We start from the raw sequence: 16,750 nt of genomic DNA on the forward strand, positions 1-16,750 counted from the left end.
TTCAATCCTCCATGCCAAAAAGAAAAAAGCGCTGCAGTTTACCCGTTTGCGGAATGAATGTCCTGCAACTGATAAACCTATTCCATTTCACGGCGATAATCGCTACTGGATACCCCGCCTGTTTTTTCTATTAGATAGGTTGGACCTATGATCATTCCCTTGTCTACGGCTTTGCACATATCGTATATAGTGAGTGCGGCTGCCGAAACAGCAGTTAATGCTTCCATCTCTACTCCTGTATTACCGACAGTTTTTACTTCAGCAGTTATTTCCAGGATTTTATGATTCTCGGATCCTTCCATCCAGTCAAAGGAAATATTAACTCCTTTTATCGGGATCGGATGGCACATCGGGATTATTTCCCATGTTTTTTTCGCGGCCATGATCCCGGCTACTTGCGCCACAGCCAAAACATCGCCCTTTTTTATTTGCTGATTCGTAATTAACTCATAAATATGGTCGTTCACTTCAATACTGGAGCGGGCAGCAGCAGTGCGGACTGTTTCCGGCTTTCCGCTGACATCCACCATCTGTGCCCTGCCTTCATTGTTAAAATGCGTCAATTTTTCCACGGCCAAACACCTCCTTATCATTCTACACTATTTCGTGTATACTGTCTGTTTTTGCCACCTAAAAAATCAATTGTCAAATATAGTCAACATGCGATACACTGTCTATGACTAGGGGTGGAAATTATGCTATTATTGCAAGTTCAACAGCTTTCAAAGTATTTTGGGGCTGATTTGGTACTTTCAAATATAAAATTGGAAATTCGCGAAGGTGACCGGGCAGCTCTTGTCGGCAGGAATGGAGCCGGAAAGTCTACCTTGTTAAAGATCATCGCTGGAGAACTTTCACATGATTCCGGCCAAGTAGTCAAACCGAAAGATGTAACAATTGGTTATTTGGAGCAACATACAGGCTTGGAATCAGAATTAACGATTTGGGAAGAAATGCTTTCCGTATTCAGCGAAGTACGAAACATGGAAAAAGAGCTTCGAAAAATCGAGCAGAAGCTTTCCGATCCGGCGAATTACGAACGTGAAGGTGCCTATGAACGTCTATTGAGTGAATATGACAGGCTTCAAGAGCAGTTTAAAAAAATCGGCGGTTATCAATATGAATCAGATATACGTTCTGTCCTGCACGGCTTCCAATTTTTCGAAGAAGACTATGATAAAAATATCGCCAGGCTGAGTGGCGGACAAAAAACGCGCCTGGCGCTTGCAAAATTGTTGTTGTCCAAGCCGGACTTGCTGATTTTGGATGAGCCAACAAACCATCTTGATATTGAAACCATGGCCTGGTTAGAAAAATATTTGCAAAATTATCCGGGAGCCCTTCTCATCGTTTCCCATGACCGTTACTTTCTCGACCAAATCGTTTCTTTAGTATATGAGCTGTCCCGCCATGAAATGGCGGTCTATCATGGAAATTACAGTAAGTATCTCGAGCAAAAAGCCGAGAGATTTGAACAGGAAATGAAACTGTATGAAAAACAGCAAGGTGAAATTTCCAAACTGCAAGACTTTATACAGCGTAACCTCGCAAGAGCGTCAACGACTAAACGAGCGCAAAGCAGACGCCGCAAATTAGAAAAAATGAATATCATGGATCGTCCCGAAGGCGACACAAAATCCGCTTCTTTTTCATTCACAATTGAGAAACAAAGCGGAAATGACGTGTTATCCGTTTCAGAGGCGAGCATTGGCTACAATGGACAGACATTGGCCAACCATATCAATATGAGACTTACCCGCGGCGACAGTGCCGCCCTTGTCGGGCCAAACGGGATTGGCAAATCTACGTTGTTAAAGTCGATCATAAAAAAAATCCCCTTCCTATCCGGGGAGATTCGATATGGAGCAAATGTTCAATTCGGATATTATGATCAGGAACAGGCCAACTTGTCAACCAACCGAACTGTTTTACAAGAATTATGGGATCGCTATCCGCTAATGAAGGAAAAAGAAGTCAGATCCGTATTGGGCAATTTTTTGTTTACCCAAGATGATGTATTAAAAACCGTTTCGTCATTGAGCGGGGGAGAAAAAGCGCGGCTCACCCTCGCCATTCTCATGCTTCAAAAGGCGAACGTCCTCATTCTTGATGAACCGACGAACCACTTGGACTTGGATAGCAAGGAAGTGCTGGAAAACGCGCTTGTGGATTACCCGGGAACCATTTTATTCGTTTCCCATGACCGATATTTTATCAACAGGATTGCTACGAAAGTGATCGAACTATCCACAGAAGGAACAAAAGAATTTCTGGGCGACTATGATTATTATGTGAATAAAAAGACGGAAATGGCGGAGCTGGCACAACTGCAACAGCCGGAATCAAAGAACACACAAGTAGACAGTAAACATTCATACGAGCAGGAAAAAGAAAAAAGAAAACGCGAACGGCAACTCAAAAGGCGGATCGCTGAAATGGAAGAATTGGTGGACCAATTGGAAGCGGAACTGGACATAAAAGAGCAGTTGTTAACAGATCCCGCTGTGTTCAATGACCACGAACGAACTCTTGAAATTCATCAAGAAATGGAAAGAATTCAAAGCGAAATGGATGAATTGCTGGAAGAATGGACGAGGCTTTCAGAAACACTTACGGAATATGACATACCGTAACAAAAATCATGTATTATCCCGATGGGTACTCCGTCGGGGATTTTTTTACCCACAATCTTGTCCACATTTTAAACGTTTACATCATAAGTTATAAACAAACCTATACACATTATCCACACTATATTCGCTTATTCATCCACAAAATGTCGTTTCCAAGCTAGTATATGATCAAGTTATCCACAAAAAAAGACTCCGTTCCAACCGGAGCCCTTACTTTTCTATATCCAAACCGGGGTGCGCATTCATATCAAGTGCACCTCTTATCCCAGCTTCAAATAAGACAGTTCCTGCCGCCGCAATCATAGCGGCATTATCTGTGCATAAATACAGGGGAGGAATAACGAGATCTACATGTTCTATTCGCTCAAAAGCGGATTCAAGTGATTTCCGCAGCCCTTTATTTGCGGCTACCCCTCCGGCCAAAAGTACTTGTTTTACGCCCAATTCTTTAGCAGCCCTGATCGTTTTTTCCGTCAACACTTCCACTACGCTTGCTTGAAAACTCGCCGCCACATTTTCTGGAGATATTTTTTCCCCGCGCTGTTCCGCATTGTGGAGCGTGTTGATAACTGCGGATTTAAGACCGCTAAAACTGAAGTCATAAGAATCCTCTTCCAACCATGCTCTTGGAAGATCAATAGTCGCCGTCCCCTCTTGGGCAAGTCTGTCGATATGCGGTCCGCCGGGATATGGCAAATTCAATGTCCGCGCGACTTTGTCATATGCTTCTCCAGCAGCGTCGTCCCGCGTTTCACCGATTACTTTAAATGAACCGTGCTTTTCCATATACACAAGTTCCGTATGGCCTCCTGAAACGACTAGCGACAACAAAGGAAACGTAAAGTCGGTGATCAGTCGGTTCGCATAAATGTGGCCGGCAATATGATGAACACCGACAAGCGGAATATTGCGGCTAAAAGCCAATGCCTTCGCAGCATTTACACCGACGAGCAGAGCACCAACCAATCCCGGTCCCTCCGTTACGGCAACAGCATCAATATCTTCAAAAGTAACGGCTGCTTGCTTCATTGCTTCTTCAATGACAATGGTAATTTGTTCTACGTGATGGCGTGATGCCAGTTCCGGAACGACACCGCCAAACCGGCGATGGCTTTCAATTTGGGAAGCGACCACATTTGATAATATTTCCTTTCCATCACGAACGACCGCAGCTGCCGTCTCATCACAACTTGTCTCAATCCCCAGAACAACTATATTTTCTTTCTTCATAAATTCACCCACATCACTAACGCATCTTCTTGGTTGTCCGTATAATATCTTTTTCGAATGCCGCCTTCTTGAAATCCCAGTTTTTTATAAAGAGACTGGGCAATGTCATTACTTACCCGTACTTCGAGTGTCATCTTATTCGCTCCGGCCTCTTTGGCAAGATTCATCACTTTAAAAAGCAGTTGTTCCCCCAATTTTTTTCCACGATGTTCTGGAAGCACAGCAATGTTTGTAATATGCGCTTCATCCAAAATAATCCATACACCGCAATAACCTACTTCAATCCCGTCGAGCGTAATAAAAACGTAATATGCAAAGCGGTTATGAGCGATATCGTTATAAAACGCCTCTTCGGGCCAAGGCGCCGAAAACGAGCGGCTCTCGATCTCCACCAATTTACCAATATCTTCAAGTGAGGCCAAGCGAAAAGATATATCTTGGCCGACACTCGTGCTTCGATTTATCATGGTTTCTTCCCCTGCCTCTCCAGCCACTTAGCTTCGGCTTCCACAAGGCGTATATAATTTGGAGTAAACGAATGAATATCCTCAGGGGGTAGGTATAGTCCAAGCAGGCCTAGTTCTCCTGGCCTTGGATTGTATTCACCAACGTGAGAAAAAAATGCCTGGTCTTTGAGAGCGGACCGAAAAGTTTGCTCATGAAGCGGCACGTCGTTTCCATTAAATAAAATCGGTACCGTTTGGTCTTTTAATAATTCAGCCCACTCCGTGGCCAATATATTCCGGTCCTCCATGACCACTTGAAGCTTGCTCTCTTTAAATTGGTATAGGCCCGTGTAAATCAAACCCCGCCTCGCATCAAACAGCGGTGAAATATATCCTGGAAAATAGCTGCCTGTCATTGCAAGCACAGCCAAGCTGGAGACACCCGACAAAGGTATACCCAAACTCCAGGCCATTGTTTTAGCGATTGTCACACCAATCCGCACCCCAGTATAAGAACCTGGTCCTTTGGCTACAACAATTTTATCAAGTTCACCGGTATCTGTTTCACAATCTTTCAAAAGTTGCTGAATCGCCGGCATGACTCGCACACTGTGGTTCTTCTTTATGTTCGTAATGTATTCCCCAATTACTTTCGACTCACTTACAAGGCCTACTCCCAATACTTCGTTCGATGTATCAATTGCCAGGACTTTCATGAAAAAACTCCTTACATAAAGCTTTATATCTGGTGCCATAAGGTTTAAAAACAATCTTGCGATTTTCGCCGCCTACATGATGCAAATAAACAGCAAGTCTATCCGACGGAAGTTGCTCCTGGATAAAATGAGCCCACTCCACAACCGTTACACCATCGCCTTCAAAATATTCATCAAAGCCGAGGTCTTCAAAAGAATCTTCCAAACGATAAACATCCATATGATAAAGCGGAAGCCTTCCTTCATACTCTTTAATGATGGTAAAAGTAGGGCTATTCACTGTTTTACGTATCCCAAGACCGGCAGCCAACCCTTTTGCAAAAGTCGTTTTTCCTGCCCCTAGATCCCCTTCAAGCAAAATCACATCGCCTGCTTCCAATAAATGTCCCAGGTTCTTTCCAATGGCAAATGTTTTTTCCGGAAGGGCTGAAACGATTTCATAATGATTTTCCATGTTAAACTCCCTCAATCGTTTATACAAAAAAACCTTAGGACGCACACCCCTAAGGCTGATTAGTTATCGGACTTGAATAGAACAATTTCAGTAATTGCGGGAGCAGGATTTGAACCTGCGACCTTCGGGTTATGAGCCCGACGAGCTACCGAACTGCTCCATCCCGCGATAATAATAGAATTATTGTAGTACTTGTTAATTATAACGAATCAAGTTCATAAAAGCAAGAATCCTGAAGTTCTTTCTTATTCTTTCCACTATGGAGTCCCGCTGCAAGATCAAATCATGAGTGCGGCAAGATGCGAAAAAGTGTGTGGCATCAGAACGTCACGAAGCTTGGTTGGCCTTTTCTGACTGCTAACTGCCCACATAAAAAAGGCGATCTTTTTTAAAAAAACTAAAATAAGACACCCATTGATATGGATGTCCTGCTTGCCCGGCAACGTCCTGCTCTCACAAGGGGAAGCCCCTCATTACCATCGGCGCGCGAACTTAACTTCCGTGTTCGGGCTGCGGATCATGATGACCGGCGAATCTCTTCGTCATCTGCACTCGCTCGATTCTCATGGGCATTGCCCATTGCGAGTCTCTCTCCCTTGATTCCTTGATCTTCTTGGTCCTTCTGATCCTCGCTTACATTGAGTTTCTTTATATCTTTCAATACTTTTTAAATAAACTAAAATAAGACATCCATTAATATGGATGTCCTGTTTGCCCGGCAACGTCCTGCTCTCACAAGGGGAAACCCCTCATTACCATCGGCGCGCGAACTTAACTTCCGTGTTCGGGCTGCGGATCATGATGACCGGCGAATCTCTTCGTCATCTGCACTCGCTCGATTCTCATGGGCATTGCCCATTGCGAGTCTCTCTCCCTTGATTCCTCGATCTTCTTGGTCCTTCTGATCCTCGCTTACATTGAGTTTCTTTATATCTTTCAATACTTTTTAAATAAACTAAAATAAGACATCCATTAATATGGATGTCCTGTTTGCCCGGCAACGTCCTGCTCTCACAAGGGGAAACCCCTCATTACCATCGGCGCTGAAGAACTTAACTTCCGTGTTCGGGATGGGAACGGGTGTTGCCTCTTCGCTATCGCCACCAGACAAAAATTAACAACATATCTTATTATAATACGTTTTATGTATTTTTCAAGAGTTTTTTCATTCTCTCAAAACCGGGATACATGAGAAGAAGTCCGAGAACCGTTTTTGTTCAATCCAGCTCCGGACGCTATCGCTTTGCGTCACTTCGCTTCTTCTGGCAAAGTCGATTGACTTTTCCGCCAGAAGCTCCAGTGAGCTACAGCGATGGACGAGCGTCCTGCGCTTTTTATATTTGATTAAGTCCTCGATCGATTAGTATCCGTCAGCTCCATGTGTCGCCACACTTCCACACCGGACCTATCTACCTGATCATCTTTCAGGGATCTTACGTTGCCTGGCAAGCCAGACAATGGGAAATCTCATCTTGAGGGGGGCTTCATGCTTAGATGCTTTCAGCACTTATCCCTTCCGCACATAGCTACCCAGCTATGCCTCTGGCGAGACAACTGGTACACCAGCGGTGCGTCCATCCCGGTCCTCTCGTACTAAGGACAGCTCCTCTCAAATTTCCTGCGCCCGCGACGGATAGGGACCGAACTGTCTCACGACGTTCTGAACCCAGCTCGCGTACCGCTTTAATGGGCGAACAGCCCAACCCTTGGGACCGACTACAGCCCCAGGATGCGATGAGCCGACATCGAGGTGCCAAACCTCCCCGTCGATGTGAACTCTTGGGGGAGATAAGCCTGTTATCCCCGGGGTAGCTTTTATCCGTTGAGCGATGGCCCTTCCATGCGGAACCACCGGATCACTAAGCCCGACTTTCGTCCCTGCTCGACTTGTAGGTCTCGCAGTCAAGCTCCCTTCTGCCTTTACACTCTGCGAATGATTTCCAACCATTCTGAGGGAACCTTTGGGCGCCTCCGTTACCTTTTAGGAGGCGACCGCCCCAGTCAAACTGCCTGCCTGACACTGTCTCCCAACCCGATCAGGGTCGCGGGTTAGACGGTCCATACAGCCAGGGTAGTATCCCACCGTTGCCTCCACGGAAGCTGGCGCTCCCGTTTCCATGGCTCCTACCTATCCTGTACAAGCTGCACAGACAGTCAATATCAAGCTACAGTAAAGCTCCACGGGGTCTTTCCGTCCTGTCGCGGGTAACCTGCATCTTCACAGGTACTATAATTTCACCGAGTCTCTCGTTGAGACAGTGCCCAGATCGTTGCGCCTTTCGTGCGGGTCGGAACTTACCCGACAAGGAATTTCGCTACCTTAGGACCGTTATAGTTACGGCCGCCGTTTACTGGGGCTTCAATTCGAAGCTTCGCCTAAGCTGACCTCTCCTCTTAACCTTCCAGCACCGGGCAGGCGTCAGCCCCTATACTTCGCCTTGCGGCTTCGCAGAGACCTGTGTTTTTGCTAAACAGTCGCCTGGGCCTATTCACTGCGGCTTCTCAGGGCTATTCACCCTAAAAAGCACCCCTTCTCCCGAAGTTACGGGGTCATTTTGCCGAGTTCCTTAACGAGAGTTCTCTCGCTCACCTTAGGATTCTCTCCTCGCCTACCTGTGTCGGTTTGCGGTACGGGCGCCTATTGCCTCGCTAGAAGCTTTTCTCGGCAGTGTGGAATCAGGAACTTCGGTACTTTTTTTCCCTCGCCATCACAGCTCAGCCTACACGGTAAGCGGATTTGCCTACTTACCGGCCTTACTGCTTGGACGCGCTTTTCCAGCTGCGCGCTTGCCTTATCCTCCTGCGTCCCTCCATCACTCAAACGGCAATGAGGCGGTACAGGAATCTCAACCTGTTATCCATCGCCTACGCCTTTCGGCCTCGGCTTAGGTCCCGACTTACCCTGAGCGGACGAGCCTTCCTCAGGAAACCTTAGGCTTTCGGTGGAAGGGATTCTCACCCTTCTTTCGCTACTCATACCGGCATTCTCACTTCCAAGCACTCCACCGCCTCTTTCAAGACGACTTCGCCGCGCTTGGAACGCTCTCCTACCATTGCTATTGCAATCCACAGCTTCGGTGATACGTTTAGCCCCGGTACATTTTCGGCGCAGAGTCACTCGACCAGTGAGCTATTACGCACTCTTTGAATGGTGGCTGCTTCTAAGCCAACATCCTGGTTGTCTAAGCAACTCCACATCCTTTTCCACTTAACGTATACTTGGGGACCTTAGCTGGTGGTCTGGGTTGTTTCCCTCTCGACTACGGATCTTATCACTCGCAGTCTGACTCCCAAGGATAAGTATTTGGCATTCGGAGTTTGTCTGAAGTCGGTAACCCGATGAGGGCCCCTCGTCCAAACAGTGCTCTACCTCCAATACTCTCACCTTGAGGCTAGCCCTAAAGCTATTTCGGAGAGAACCAGCTATCTCCAGGTTCGATTGGAATTTCACCCCTACCCACACCTCATCCCCGCATTTTTCAACATACGTGGGTTCGGGCCTCCAGTCAGTGTTACCTGACCTTCACCCTGGACATGGGTAGATCACCTGGTTTCGGGTCTGCGACCTCATACTCTTGCGCCCTATTCAGACTCGCTTTCGCTGCGGCTCCGTCTTTTCAACTTAACCTTGCATGAAATCGCAACTCGCCGGTTCATTCTACAAAAGGCACGCCATCACACTTATTGTGCTCTGACTACTTGTAGGCACACGGTTTCAGGTTCTATTTCACTCCCCTCCCGGGGTGCTTTTCACCTTTCCCTCACGGTACTGGTTCACTATCGGTCACTAGGGAGTATTTAGCCTTGGGAGATGGTCCTCCCGGATTCCGACGGGATTTCTCGTGTCCCGCCGTACTCAGGATCCACTCGGGAGGGAACGACGTTTCAACTACAGGGCTGTTACCTTCTTTGGCCGGCCTTTCCAGGCCGCTTCGTCTACGCCGTTCCTTTGTCACTCCACTTTGAGTGTCCTACAACCCCGAAAGGCAAGCCTTTCGGTTTGGGCTCTTCCCGTTTCGCTCGCCGCTACTGGGGGAATCGATTTTTCTTTCTCTTCCTCCGGGTACTTAGATGTTTCAGTTCCCCGGGTATGCCTTCCATTCCCTATGGATTCAGAAATGGATACTGCCTCATTACTGGCAGTGGGTTTCCCCATTCGGAAATCTCCGGATCAGCTTGCTTACAGCTCCCCGAAGCATATCGGTGTTCGTCCCGTCCTTCATCGGCTCCTAGTGCCAAGGCATTCACCGTGCGCCCTTATTAACTTAATCTTTTTTCGGTCAACGATTAGCATCGAATCTCTATGTCAGCTCCCTCATTCACGTCATCACGCACTCGTAGTGCGCTCCGGCGCTCATTCAGTCGCTCCCTTGATCTTCACGCTTCTCGTTGCCCTTGGTTGAGTGATACTGATACTCAAACCTAAAGGTTTTACACTTCTCATGGTTGCTCCATAATGGATCATCCATAAGGTGAACGATTCTCGGTTTGTTTCTTCTCATGTTATCCGGTTTTCAAAGAACGAAGCTGCTGACTTCCATCACATGGTGTGATTCATCAGCGCTAATGCTTCATGCAGCTTTGCGACGAGGTGAAGTTCCTCGAACACGCTGTGCCGCAAGAGCACATGTTTTGAGAGTTGTTTCTCATAAAGCGAGAAAGGTTTGACCTCTCAAAACTAAACGAAACGAAAGCGTCAATTTGTATCTATTGGAAATGTTCAGTTGCGGCTCCTGCCGAGCAGTCGCCTCCACATTTCAATTATCCTTAGAAAGGAGGTGATCCAGCCGCACCTTCCGATACGGCTACCTTGTTACGACTTCACCCCAATCATCTGTCCCACCTTCGGCGGCTGGCTCCAAATGGTTACCCCACCGACTTCGGGTGTTACAAACTCTCGTGGTGTGACGGGCGGTGTGTACAAGGCCCGGGAACGTATTCACCGCGGCATGCTGATCCGCGATTACTAGCGATTCCGGCTTCATGCAGGCGAGTTGCAGCCTGCAATCCGAACTGAGAATGGTTTTATGGGATTCGCTCCACCTCGCGGTCTCGCGGCCCTTTGTACCATCCATTGTAGCACGTGTGTAGCCCAGGTCATAAGGGGCATGATGATTTGACGTCATCCCCACCTTCCTCCGGTTTGTCACCGGCAGTCACCTTAGAGTGCCCAACTTAATGCTGGCAACTAAGATCAAGGGTTGCGCTCGTTGCGGGACTTAACCCAACATCTCACGACACGAGCTGACGACAACCATGCACCACCTGTCACCGATGTCCCCGAAGGGAAAACTTTATCTCTAAAGCGGGCATCGGGATGTCAAGACCTGGTAAGGTTCTTCGCGTTGCTTCGAATTAAACCACATGCTCCACCGCTTGTGCGGGCCCCCGTCAATTCCTTTGAGTTTCAGCCTTGCGGCCGTACTCCCCAGGCGGAGTGCTTAATGCGTTTGCTGCAGCACTAAGGGGCGGAAACCCCCTAACACTTAGCACTCATCGTTTACGGCGTGGACTACCAGGGTATCTAATCCTGTTCGCTACCCACGCTTTCGCGCCTCAGCGTCAGTTACAGACCAGAGAGCCGCCTTCGCCACTGGTGTTCCTCCACATCTCTACGCATTTCACCGCTACACGTGGAATTCCGCTCTCCTCTTCTGCACTCAAGCCTCCCAGTTTCCAATGACCCTCCACGGTTGAGCCGTGGGCTTTCACATCAGACTTAAGAAGCCGCCTGCGCGCGCTTTACGCCCAATAATTCCGGACAACGCTTGCCACCTACGTATTACCGCGGCTGCTGGCACGTAGTTAGCCGTGGCTTTCTGGTCAGGTACCGTCAACGCACCGGCAGTTACTCCGATGCGGGTTCTTCCCTGATAACAGAGTTTTACGATCCGAAGACCTTCATCACTCACGCGGCGTTGCTCCGTCAGACTTGCGTCCATTGCGGAAGATTCCCTACTGCTGCCTCCCGTAGGAGTCTGGGCCGTGTCTCAGTCCCAGTGTGGCCGATCACCCTCTCAGGTCGGCTACGCATCGTTGCCTTGGTAGGCCGTTACCCCACCAACTAGCTAATGCGCCGCGGGCCCATCTGTAAGTGACAGCAGAGCCGTCTTTTATCCTTTCTCCATGCGGAAAAAGAAATTATCCGGTATTAGCCCCGGTTTCCCGGAGTTATCCCAGTCTTACAGGCAGGTTGCCCACGTGTTACTCACCCGTCCGCCGCTGACTAAAAAGGAGCAAGCTCCTCTTTTGTCCGCTCGACTTGCATGTATTAGGCACGCCGCCAGCGTTCGTCCTGAGCCAGGATCAAACTCTCATGTAAAGTTTGGTTAGCTCATAATTAAAGCTGACTAATCAATTATTGATTGACGTTTCGTTTCGTTCAGTTTTCAAAGATCAAACAATGGAGCGGGTGATGGGAATCGAACCCACGACAACAGCTTGGAAGGCTGTGGTTTTACCACTAAACTACACCCGCATGGCTTTCTCATCTATAAATGGTCGGGAAGACAGGATTTGAACCTGCGACCCCTTGGTCCCAAACCAAGTGCTCTACCAAGCTGAGCCACTTCCCGTTTCATAGATTGACAGAAATAAGTGGCGCGCCCGAGAGGAGTCGAACCCCTAACCTTTTGATCCGTAGTCAAACGCTCTATCCAATTGAGCTACGGGCGCACTTTTATGTTGGTGCGGTCGAGAGGACTTGAACCTCCACGGTATTGCTACCACTAGGCCCTCAACCTAGCGCGTCTGCCGATTCCGCCACGACCGCTCTTTTCAAAGACAAGATATATATTACCATACTACTAAATAAATGTCAACTGGCTAATCTATTCGGATATACTTTCCAAGAAAGATCAATGAGCCATGCAGGAATCGAACCTGCGACCCTCTGATTAAAAGTCAGATGCTCTACCGGCTGAGCTAATGGCTCGATCGTTTGGCTGGGCTAGCTGGATTCGAACCAGCGAATCACGGAGTCAAAGTCCGTTGCCTTACCGCTTGGCTATAGCCCAATGTCATTGAGCAACTTTTCTATTGTACAACACACATCAAAATATGTCAACAATCTTTAAAGTGGCGGTCCCGACGGGAATCGAACCCGCGATCTCCTGCGTGACAGGCAGGCATGTTAACCGCTACACTACGGGACCATACATATAATTGTAAAATACTTTCCATTCTAATGACCAGTGTGTTGATGACATCGAGCCAATGTGCAGCCAAGTAATCGTCGCACAAAAAAGCGTGAGCTCTTGCAAGTTTGCCACTTTACACTTGCTCTACCGCAAGTCAAGAATCGTCACTTCATCAAGGCTTACGCTCGCCTCTTCGCAATGCTGCCGGAAACTGAATCAAGGAGCGAATGCGACAAATGGAAGCAACTTGTCTTCTTTAGATGCCGCGTAACCAGTATCATTGCATTCACTCCGGCTATTGATGACCCCTACGGGATTCGAACCCGTGTTACCGCCGTGAAAGGGCGGTGTCTTAACCGCTTGACCAAGGGGCCAAAATAAAAATGGCGGAGAAGGAGGGATTTGAACCCTCGCGCCGCTTACGCGACCTACGCCCTTAGCAGGGGCGCCTCTTCAGCCTCTTGAGTACTTCCCCGTAAAAAATAATGGGCCATTCGTTTTGGTTTTTCTTGAACGGCTCTTACGATTATAAATAGTCGGCGAATGCCTGTCAAGGGAAAATCGGAACTTTTCCAGATTTCTTTTCAAAAAGTTTTCCTTTGCACTTGCCACAAAAATAGCGGCTCGTGTTCACCCTGCGCTGCCGGGTATAAATATAACCACAGCGAGAACATTCATACATCCTCCTCGTTGCCTTTTTCTGCTCGGAGAGCGGTGAACAATGGCGCGGAGCACCGACTTTTTTCAAGAGCTCCCTGAAATCCCTGTCACCGTGCTTGTACCCTTTACCTTCGAGATGAAGGTGGTAATGGCACAACTCATGTTTAATAATCCCTTTCAACTCTTCCAGTCCATGCTCGTCATAATATTTTCGGTTGATTTCTATATGATGGTTTGTAAGCAAATAACGGCCGCCTGTTGTTCTCAATCGGGGATTGAAGACGGCTTTATGTTTAAACGGCTTTTGAAAAAATTCCTGCGACAATCGTTCAGTTAAGCTTTGCAATTGTTCGTTTGTCATGCACTTCCTCCCTCAGCCTCACGGGATAACTTTTCTTATCATATCCTAATGATACCAAAACTTTTACCTGGGAGGATACGAAAAAATGCCTGCCTGGTTTCAAAACCAAATGCAAAAAGCTTTTCTTAAAAAAGACAGAAATCAAATTAAAATGCTGAATCAATGTTGGTTTTTTTACAGAAAAAAACACTGCTCGTAACTGGCAGTGTTTCTTTCTTGCTTAAGATTTCTTCATTGTAAGGGACAATCTTCCCTTTTGGACATCCACTTTTTCAACCCAAACCGTAACGATATCTCCTAGCGATACAACATCAAGGGGATGTTTGACAAAACGGTCGCTTAGCTTTGAAATATGGACAAGTCCATCCTCTTTCACTCCGACGTCGACAAAGGCGCCAAAGTCAACGACGTTTCTGACAGTTCCTTGAAGCTCCATTCCCGGTGTCAAGTCTTCAAGTTTTAAAAGGTCCTTCTTTAAGATCGGCTTTGGCAATTCATCCCGCAAGTCGCGGCCAGGCTTCATTAAAGAGTCGATGATATCACGAAGCGTCAACTCGCCAAGGCCAAGCTCTTTTGCTGTTTCCTCGACAGATATATTTTTTAATGCTTCGTTCAGCTTTTGCGAACCAAGATCCGCCGTTGTATACCCAATTGATGAAAGCAGTTGTTGAACCTCGGAATAACTTTCCGGATGGATGGGGGTCGAATCAAGCGGGTCTTCTCCATCCAAAATCCTCATAAAACCAACCGCTTGTTCATATGTTTTTGCGCCGAGCCGAGGGATATCCCGCAGTTGTGATCTACTCGTAAATTTGCCGTTTTCTTCACGGCGTTTTACGATATTGTTCGCTACTGTTTTACTTAATCCCGAAACATATTGCAATAATGAGGGTGATGCTGTATTCACATTCACACCGACCTGGTTTACCGCCGTCTCGACGACAAACGCAAGCTGTTCATTTAATTTCTTTTGCGAAACGTCATGTTGATATTGGCCGACTCCCACGGATTTCGGGTCGATTTTCACAAGCTCGGCAAGCGGGTCCTGAAGCCTGCGGGCAATAGAAACAGCACTTCTTTCTTCCACTTGCAGATCCGGAAATTCTTCCCTTGCAAGATCGGATGCGGAATAAACACTTGCCCCGGCTTCATTAACGATAATATAACTTGCATCAAAATCCAGCTCTTTTAACAAATGTACGGTAAATTGTTCTGTTTCCTGGGAAGCTGTTCCATTTCCGATCGCGATAATTTCGATCTGGAACCTTTTTAAAACATCCGCCATTTTAGCTTTTGCTGCGTCCCGCTTTGCATTCGGCGGATGCGGGTAAATAACATCTATATAAAGCACCTTTCCGGTTTCATCGACGACTGCCAATTTACATCCTGTCCGGTAAGCAGGATCAACACCAAGGACCACTTTTCCTTTTAATGGCGGCTGCAACAATAACTTTCTCAGGTTTTCCGAAAAAATATGAATCGCCTGATCTTCCGCTTTTTCCGTTAATTCATTTCTAATTTCGCGTTCAATTGCCGGCTCAATCAAGCGTTTGTAGCTGTCTTCAATACTTTCTTTCATTTCCTTGGCAACAACGGAAGCGGAATTTTTAATAAAAGTTCTGCTTAAATAATCAATGATTTTTTCTGTATGGGGCTTGATGGAAACGCGCAATATATCTTCTTTTTCCCCGCGATTTAACGCAAGAATCCGGTGAGGAACAATTTTTCTGACAGGCTCTTCATACTCATAGTACATTTCATATACGGATTTTTCGTCTTTTTCGGCGTTTTTGACGGATGAAACAACAAGCCCTGATTGGAATGTTTCTTTCCGTACCCATTGACGAACCGCGGCATCATCTGAAACTCGTTCGGCTACAATATCCTTTGCTCCTTGAATTGCTGCGGCCGCATCCTCTACCTCTTTTTCAAGATTGACATATTTTGCGGCTTCTTCCTCAAGATTTCCTTCTGACGGAAGTTGCCACATCCAATCAGCAAGTGGTTCAAGGCCCTTTTCCTTTGCGACTGTCGCTTTTGTTCGGCGTTTTTGTCGATAAGGGCGATATAAATCTTCAACTGTTTGCAATTTATCTGCGCGGATAATTTGCAGCTTTAATTCTTCCGTTAATTTTCCTTGCTCATCAATAAGCCGGATAACATCTTCTTTTCGTTGTTCTAAGCTTTGTAAGTACTGCCAGCCCTCCATAATTTCTTTTATTTGCACTTCATCCAGGGCTCCGGTCATTTCTTTTCTATAGCGGGCAATAAATGGAACAGTATTCCCTTCTTCAAGCAATTGAATTACACTGGTCACGTGTTTTTTGGAAAGACCTAAGCTTCCCGCCAACTTTTTGACGAGCAGGTCCTCATTTTTTGGTTCGGTTACGATCATTGGTACCCCTCGCTTCACTAAATTCTCTTTATTTTACCTTGTTTACAAGTATGGCGCCAATTATTCGGCTGATACCATATTGTCATATCACCTTCTGATCATGCAAGATAACATCCACTAGAACATATGCACTTTGACAACAATGCCTGAATTGACATTGCAAATCAGTTTAAAAAAAGCCAACAATAAAGATTTTTGTGGGGAAGACCGGTTGTTGAAAACTTTTTTGTTTGTTGTTCTTTGGCTTAATCTTTTTCCCACTCACATATTTGCCAATAAGAACAGTTTCCATTAGGTGTAATATGAGAAAGCAGTAAATTCTTAGGGAAAGAAAGGGAGTTCAAGCATCTGAATTTTACAGTATTAACAGTTGAACAGGGGAAACTTGAGTCAATCTCAGTGGTTACTTGCCGGAACGCAAATTACATTTTATATGGACAGAATTAGTCATACAGCCATTTCCAAGACAAGTTTGATCAGTTGATGACCCATTAATGAAAGTCGTATGAACAGCCATTTTTGCCACTGAGGAATATTATAGACCGATATCGGGTGAAACCTTTCCAGATGATATGCGGAGGATGTGTTGACATAAAGGGGGATCGTTTAATTGAACACTTGTCAATGATGCATCAGTTTGCGGTGCGTGAGCGCCCAACGCAGACAACGTTTAGTTACATACTCGGGTTCTTTGAGAACAATGCAGGACAGACCTA

The 16,750-nt window shown here is 46.6% G+C and carries 9 protein-coding genes, 10 tRNA genes and 3 rRNA genes; 2 read left to right on the plus strand and 20 right to left on the minus strand.

Features of this window, described 5'->3' with window-relative positions; all coding sequences use genetic code 11:
* Positions 1-77 precede the first annotated feature (77 nt).
* Positions 78-572: a cyclic pyranopterin monophosphate synthase MoaC gene (gene moaC / locus NST31_RS07345; RefSeq protein WP_139345671.1), complete on the minus strand. Its 495-nt coding sequence runs from the start codon at positions 570-572 to the stop codon at positions 78-80.
* 123 nt (positions 573-695) lie between these two features.
* On the opposite strand from moaC, the gene NST31_RS07350 reads away from it, so the two are divergent.
* Entirely contained in the window at positions 696-2,633 is a 1,938-nt protein-coding gene (locus NST31_RS07350; protein WP_077112740.1) for an ABC-F family ATP-binding cassette domain-containing protein, read from the plus strand.
* A gap of 210 nt (positions 2,634-2,843) precedes the next feature.
* Here NST31_RS07350 and tsaD read toward each other — a convergent pair whose 3' ends face one another.
* The 18 genes from tsaD to NST31_RS07440 all read right to left on the minus strand — a co-directional run bounded on the left by tsaD (position 2,844) and on the right by NST31_RS07440 (position 13,639).
* Entirely contained in the window at positions 2,844-3,863 is a 1,020-nt protein-coding gene (gene tsaD / locus NST31_RS07355; RefSeq protein ID WP_339164792.1) for a tRNA (adenosine(37)-N6)-threonylcarbamoyltransferase complex transferase subunit TsaD, read from the minus strand.
* Positions 3,860-4,330: a ribosomal protein S18-alanine N-acetyltransferase gene (gene rimI, locus NST31_RS07360; RefSeq protein ID WP_077112736.1), complete on the minus strand. Its 471-nt coding sequence runs from the start codon at positions 4,328-4,330 to the stop codon at positions 3,860-3,862. Before rimI ends, tsaD begins: the two co-directional genes overlap by 4 nt.
* Positions 4,327-5,025, minus strand: coding sequence for a tRNA (adenosine(37)-N6)-threonylcarbamoyltransferase complex dimerization subunit type 1 TsaB (tsaB, locus tag NST31_RS07365; protein WP_077112734.1), 699 nt, complete (start codon positions 5,023-5,025; stop codon positions 4,327-4,329). Before tsaB ends, rimI begins: the two co-directional genes overlap by 4 nt.
* Positions 5,006-5,479, minus strand: coding sequence for a tRNA (adenosine(37)-N6)-threonylcarbamoyltransferase complex ATPase subunit type 1 TsaE (tsaE, locus tag NST31_RS07370; protein ID WP_339164795.1), 474 nt, complete (start codon positions 5,477-5,479; stop codon positions 5,006-5,008). Before tsaE ends, tsaB begins: the two co-directional genes overlap by 20 nt.
* A gap of 94 nt (positions 5,480-5,573) precedes the next feature.
* Positions 5,574-5,647 (minus strand) — tRNA-Met (locus tag NST31_RS07375).
* An 824-nt stretch (positions 5,648-6,471) separates the two neighbouring features.
* A 5S ribosomal RNA gene (gene rrf / locus NST31_RS07380) occupies positions 6,472-6,587 on the minus strand.
* 232 nt (positions 6,588-6,819) lie between these two features.
* Positions 6,820-9,750: ribosomal RNA gene (locus NST31_RS07385) — 23S ribosomal RNA — on the minus strand.
* Positions 9,751-10,250: 500 nt separating this feature from the next.
* Positions 10,251-11,801, minus strand: a 16S ribosomal RNA gene (locus tag NST31_RS07390).
* The 16S, 23S and 5S rRNA genes sit together here with 9 tRNA genes alongside, the layout of an rRNA operon.
* An 82-nt stretch (positions 11,802-11,883) precedes the next feature.
* Positions 11,884-11,957, minus strand: a tRNA-Gly gene (locus NST31_RS07395).
* 20 nt (positions 11,958-11,977) lie between these two features.
* Positions 11,978-12,054: transfer RNA gene (locus NST31_RS07400), tRNA-Pro, on the minus strand.
* 23 nt (positions 12,055-12,077) lie between these two features.
* Positions 12,078-12,154: transfer RNA gene (locus NST31_RS07405), tRNA-Arg, on the minus strand.
* 10 nt (positions 12,155-12,164) lie between these two features.
* Positions 12,165-12,251 (minus strand) — tRNA-Leu (locus NST31_RS07410).
* An 89-nt stretch (positions 12,252-12,340) separates the two neighbouring features.
* Positions 12,341-12,413, minus strand: a tRNA-Lys gene (locus NST31_RS07415).
* Between the two features lie 7 nt (positions 12,414-12,420).
* A tRNA-Gln gene (locus tag NST31_RS07420) sits at positions 12,421-12,495 on the minus strand.
* Between the two features lie 62 nt (positions 12,496-12,557).
* Positions 12,558-12,633, minus strand: a tRNA-Asp gene (locus NST31_RS07425).
* 287 nt (positions 12,634-12,920) lie between these two features.
* Positions 12,921-12,992, minus strand: a tRNA-Glu gene (locus NST31_RS07430).
* 10 nt (positions 12,993-13,002) lie between these two features.
* Positions 13,003-13,093 (minus strand) — tRNA-Ser (locus NST31_RS07435).
* Between the two features lie 75 nt (positions 13,094-13,168).
* Complete coding sequence (locus tag NST31_RS07440) at positions 13,169-13,639, minus strand: SprT family protein (protein WP_077111402.1); 471 nt, start codon at positions 13,637-13,639, stop codon at positions 13,169-13,171.
* An 85-nt stretch (positions 13,640-13,724) separates the two neighbouring features.
* Here NST31_RS07440 and cmpA point away from each other — a divergent pair, with 85 nt between their 5' ends.
* Positions 13,725-13,838 carry a cortex morphogenetic protein CmpA gene (cmpA, locus tag NST31_RS07445; protein ID WP_139345618.1) on the plus strand — a complete coding sequence of 38 codons (114 nt, stop codon included), beginning with the start codon at positions 13,725-13,727 and terminating at the stop codon, positions 13,836-13,838.
* 21 nt (positions 13,839-13,859) lie between these two features.
* Here the strand turns inward: cmpA and NST31_RS07450 are convergent, their stop codons facing one another.
* The gene (locus tag NST31_RS07450) at positions 13,860-16,034 is read right to left on the minus strand and encodes a Tex family protein (RefSeq protein WP_077111404.1); all 2,175 of its coding nucleotides are present in this window, start codon (positions 16,032-16,034) and stop codon (positions 13,860-13,862) included.
* Positions 16,035-16,750 lie beyond the last annotated feature (716 nt).

Source organism: Siminovitchia sp. FSL W7-1587 (assembly GCF_037963795.1).
GTDB classification, from domain to species: Bacteria; Bacillota; Bacilli; order Bacillales; family Bacillaceae_C; genus Siminovitchia; species Siminovitchia thermophila.

Excerpts from the sequence above, each read along its gene's own strand:
- NST31_RS07440 (WP_077111402.1), bottom strand. The coding sequence starts at position 13,639 with ATGACAAACGAACAATTGCAAAGCTTAACTGAACGATTGTCGCAGGAA.
- tsaD (WP_339164792.1), bottom strand. The coding sequence starts at position 3,863 with ATGAAGAAAGAAAATATAGTTGTTCTGGGGATTGAGACAAGTTGTGAT.
- rimI (WP_077112736.1), bottom strand. The coding sequence starts at position 4,330 with ATGATAAATCGAAGCACGAGTGTCGGCCAAGATATATCTTTTCGCTTG.
- NST31_RS07350 (WP_077112740.1), top strand. The coding sequence starts at position 696 with ATGCTATTATTGCAAGTTCAACAGCTTTCAAAGTATTTTGGGGCTGAT.
- tsaB (WP_077112734.1), bottom strand. The coding sequence starts at position 5,025 with ATGAAAGTCCTGGCAATTGATACATCGAACGAAGTATTGGGAGTAGGC.
- cmpA (WP_139345618.1), top strand. The coding sequence starts at position 13,725 with ATGCCTGCCTGGTTTCAAAACCAAATGCAAAAAGCTTTTCTTAAAAAA.
- tsaE (WP_339164795.1), bottom strand. The coding sequence starts at position 5,479 with ATGGAAAATCATTATGAAATCGTTTCAGCCCTTCCGGAAAAAACATTT.
- NST31_RS07450 (WP_077111404.1), bottom strand. The coding sequence starts at position 16,034 with ATGATCGTAACCGAACCAAAAAATGAGGACCTGCTCGTCAAAAAGTTG.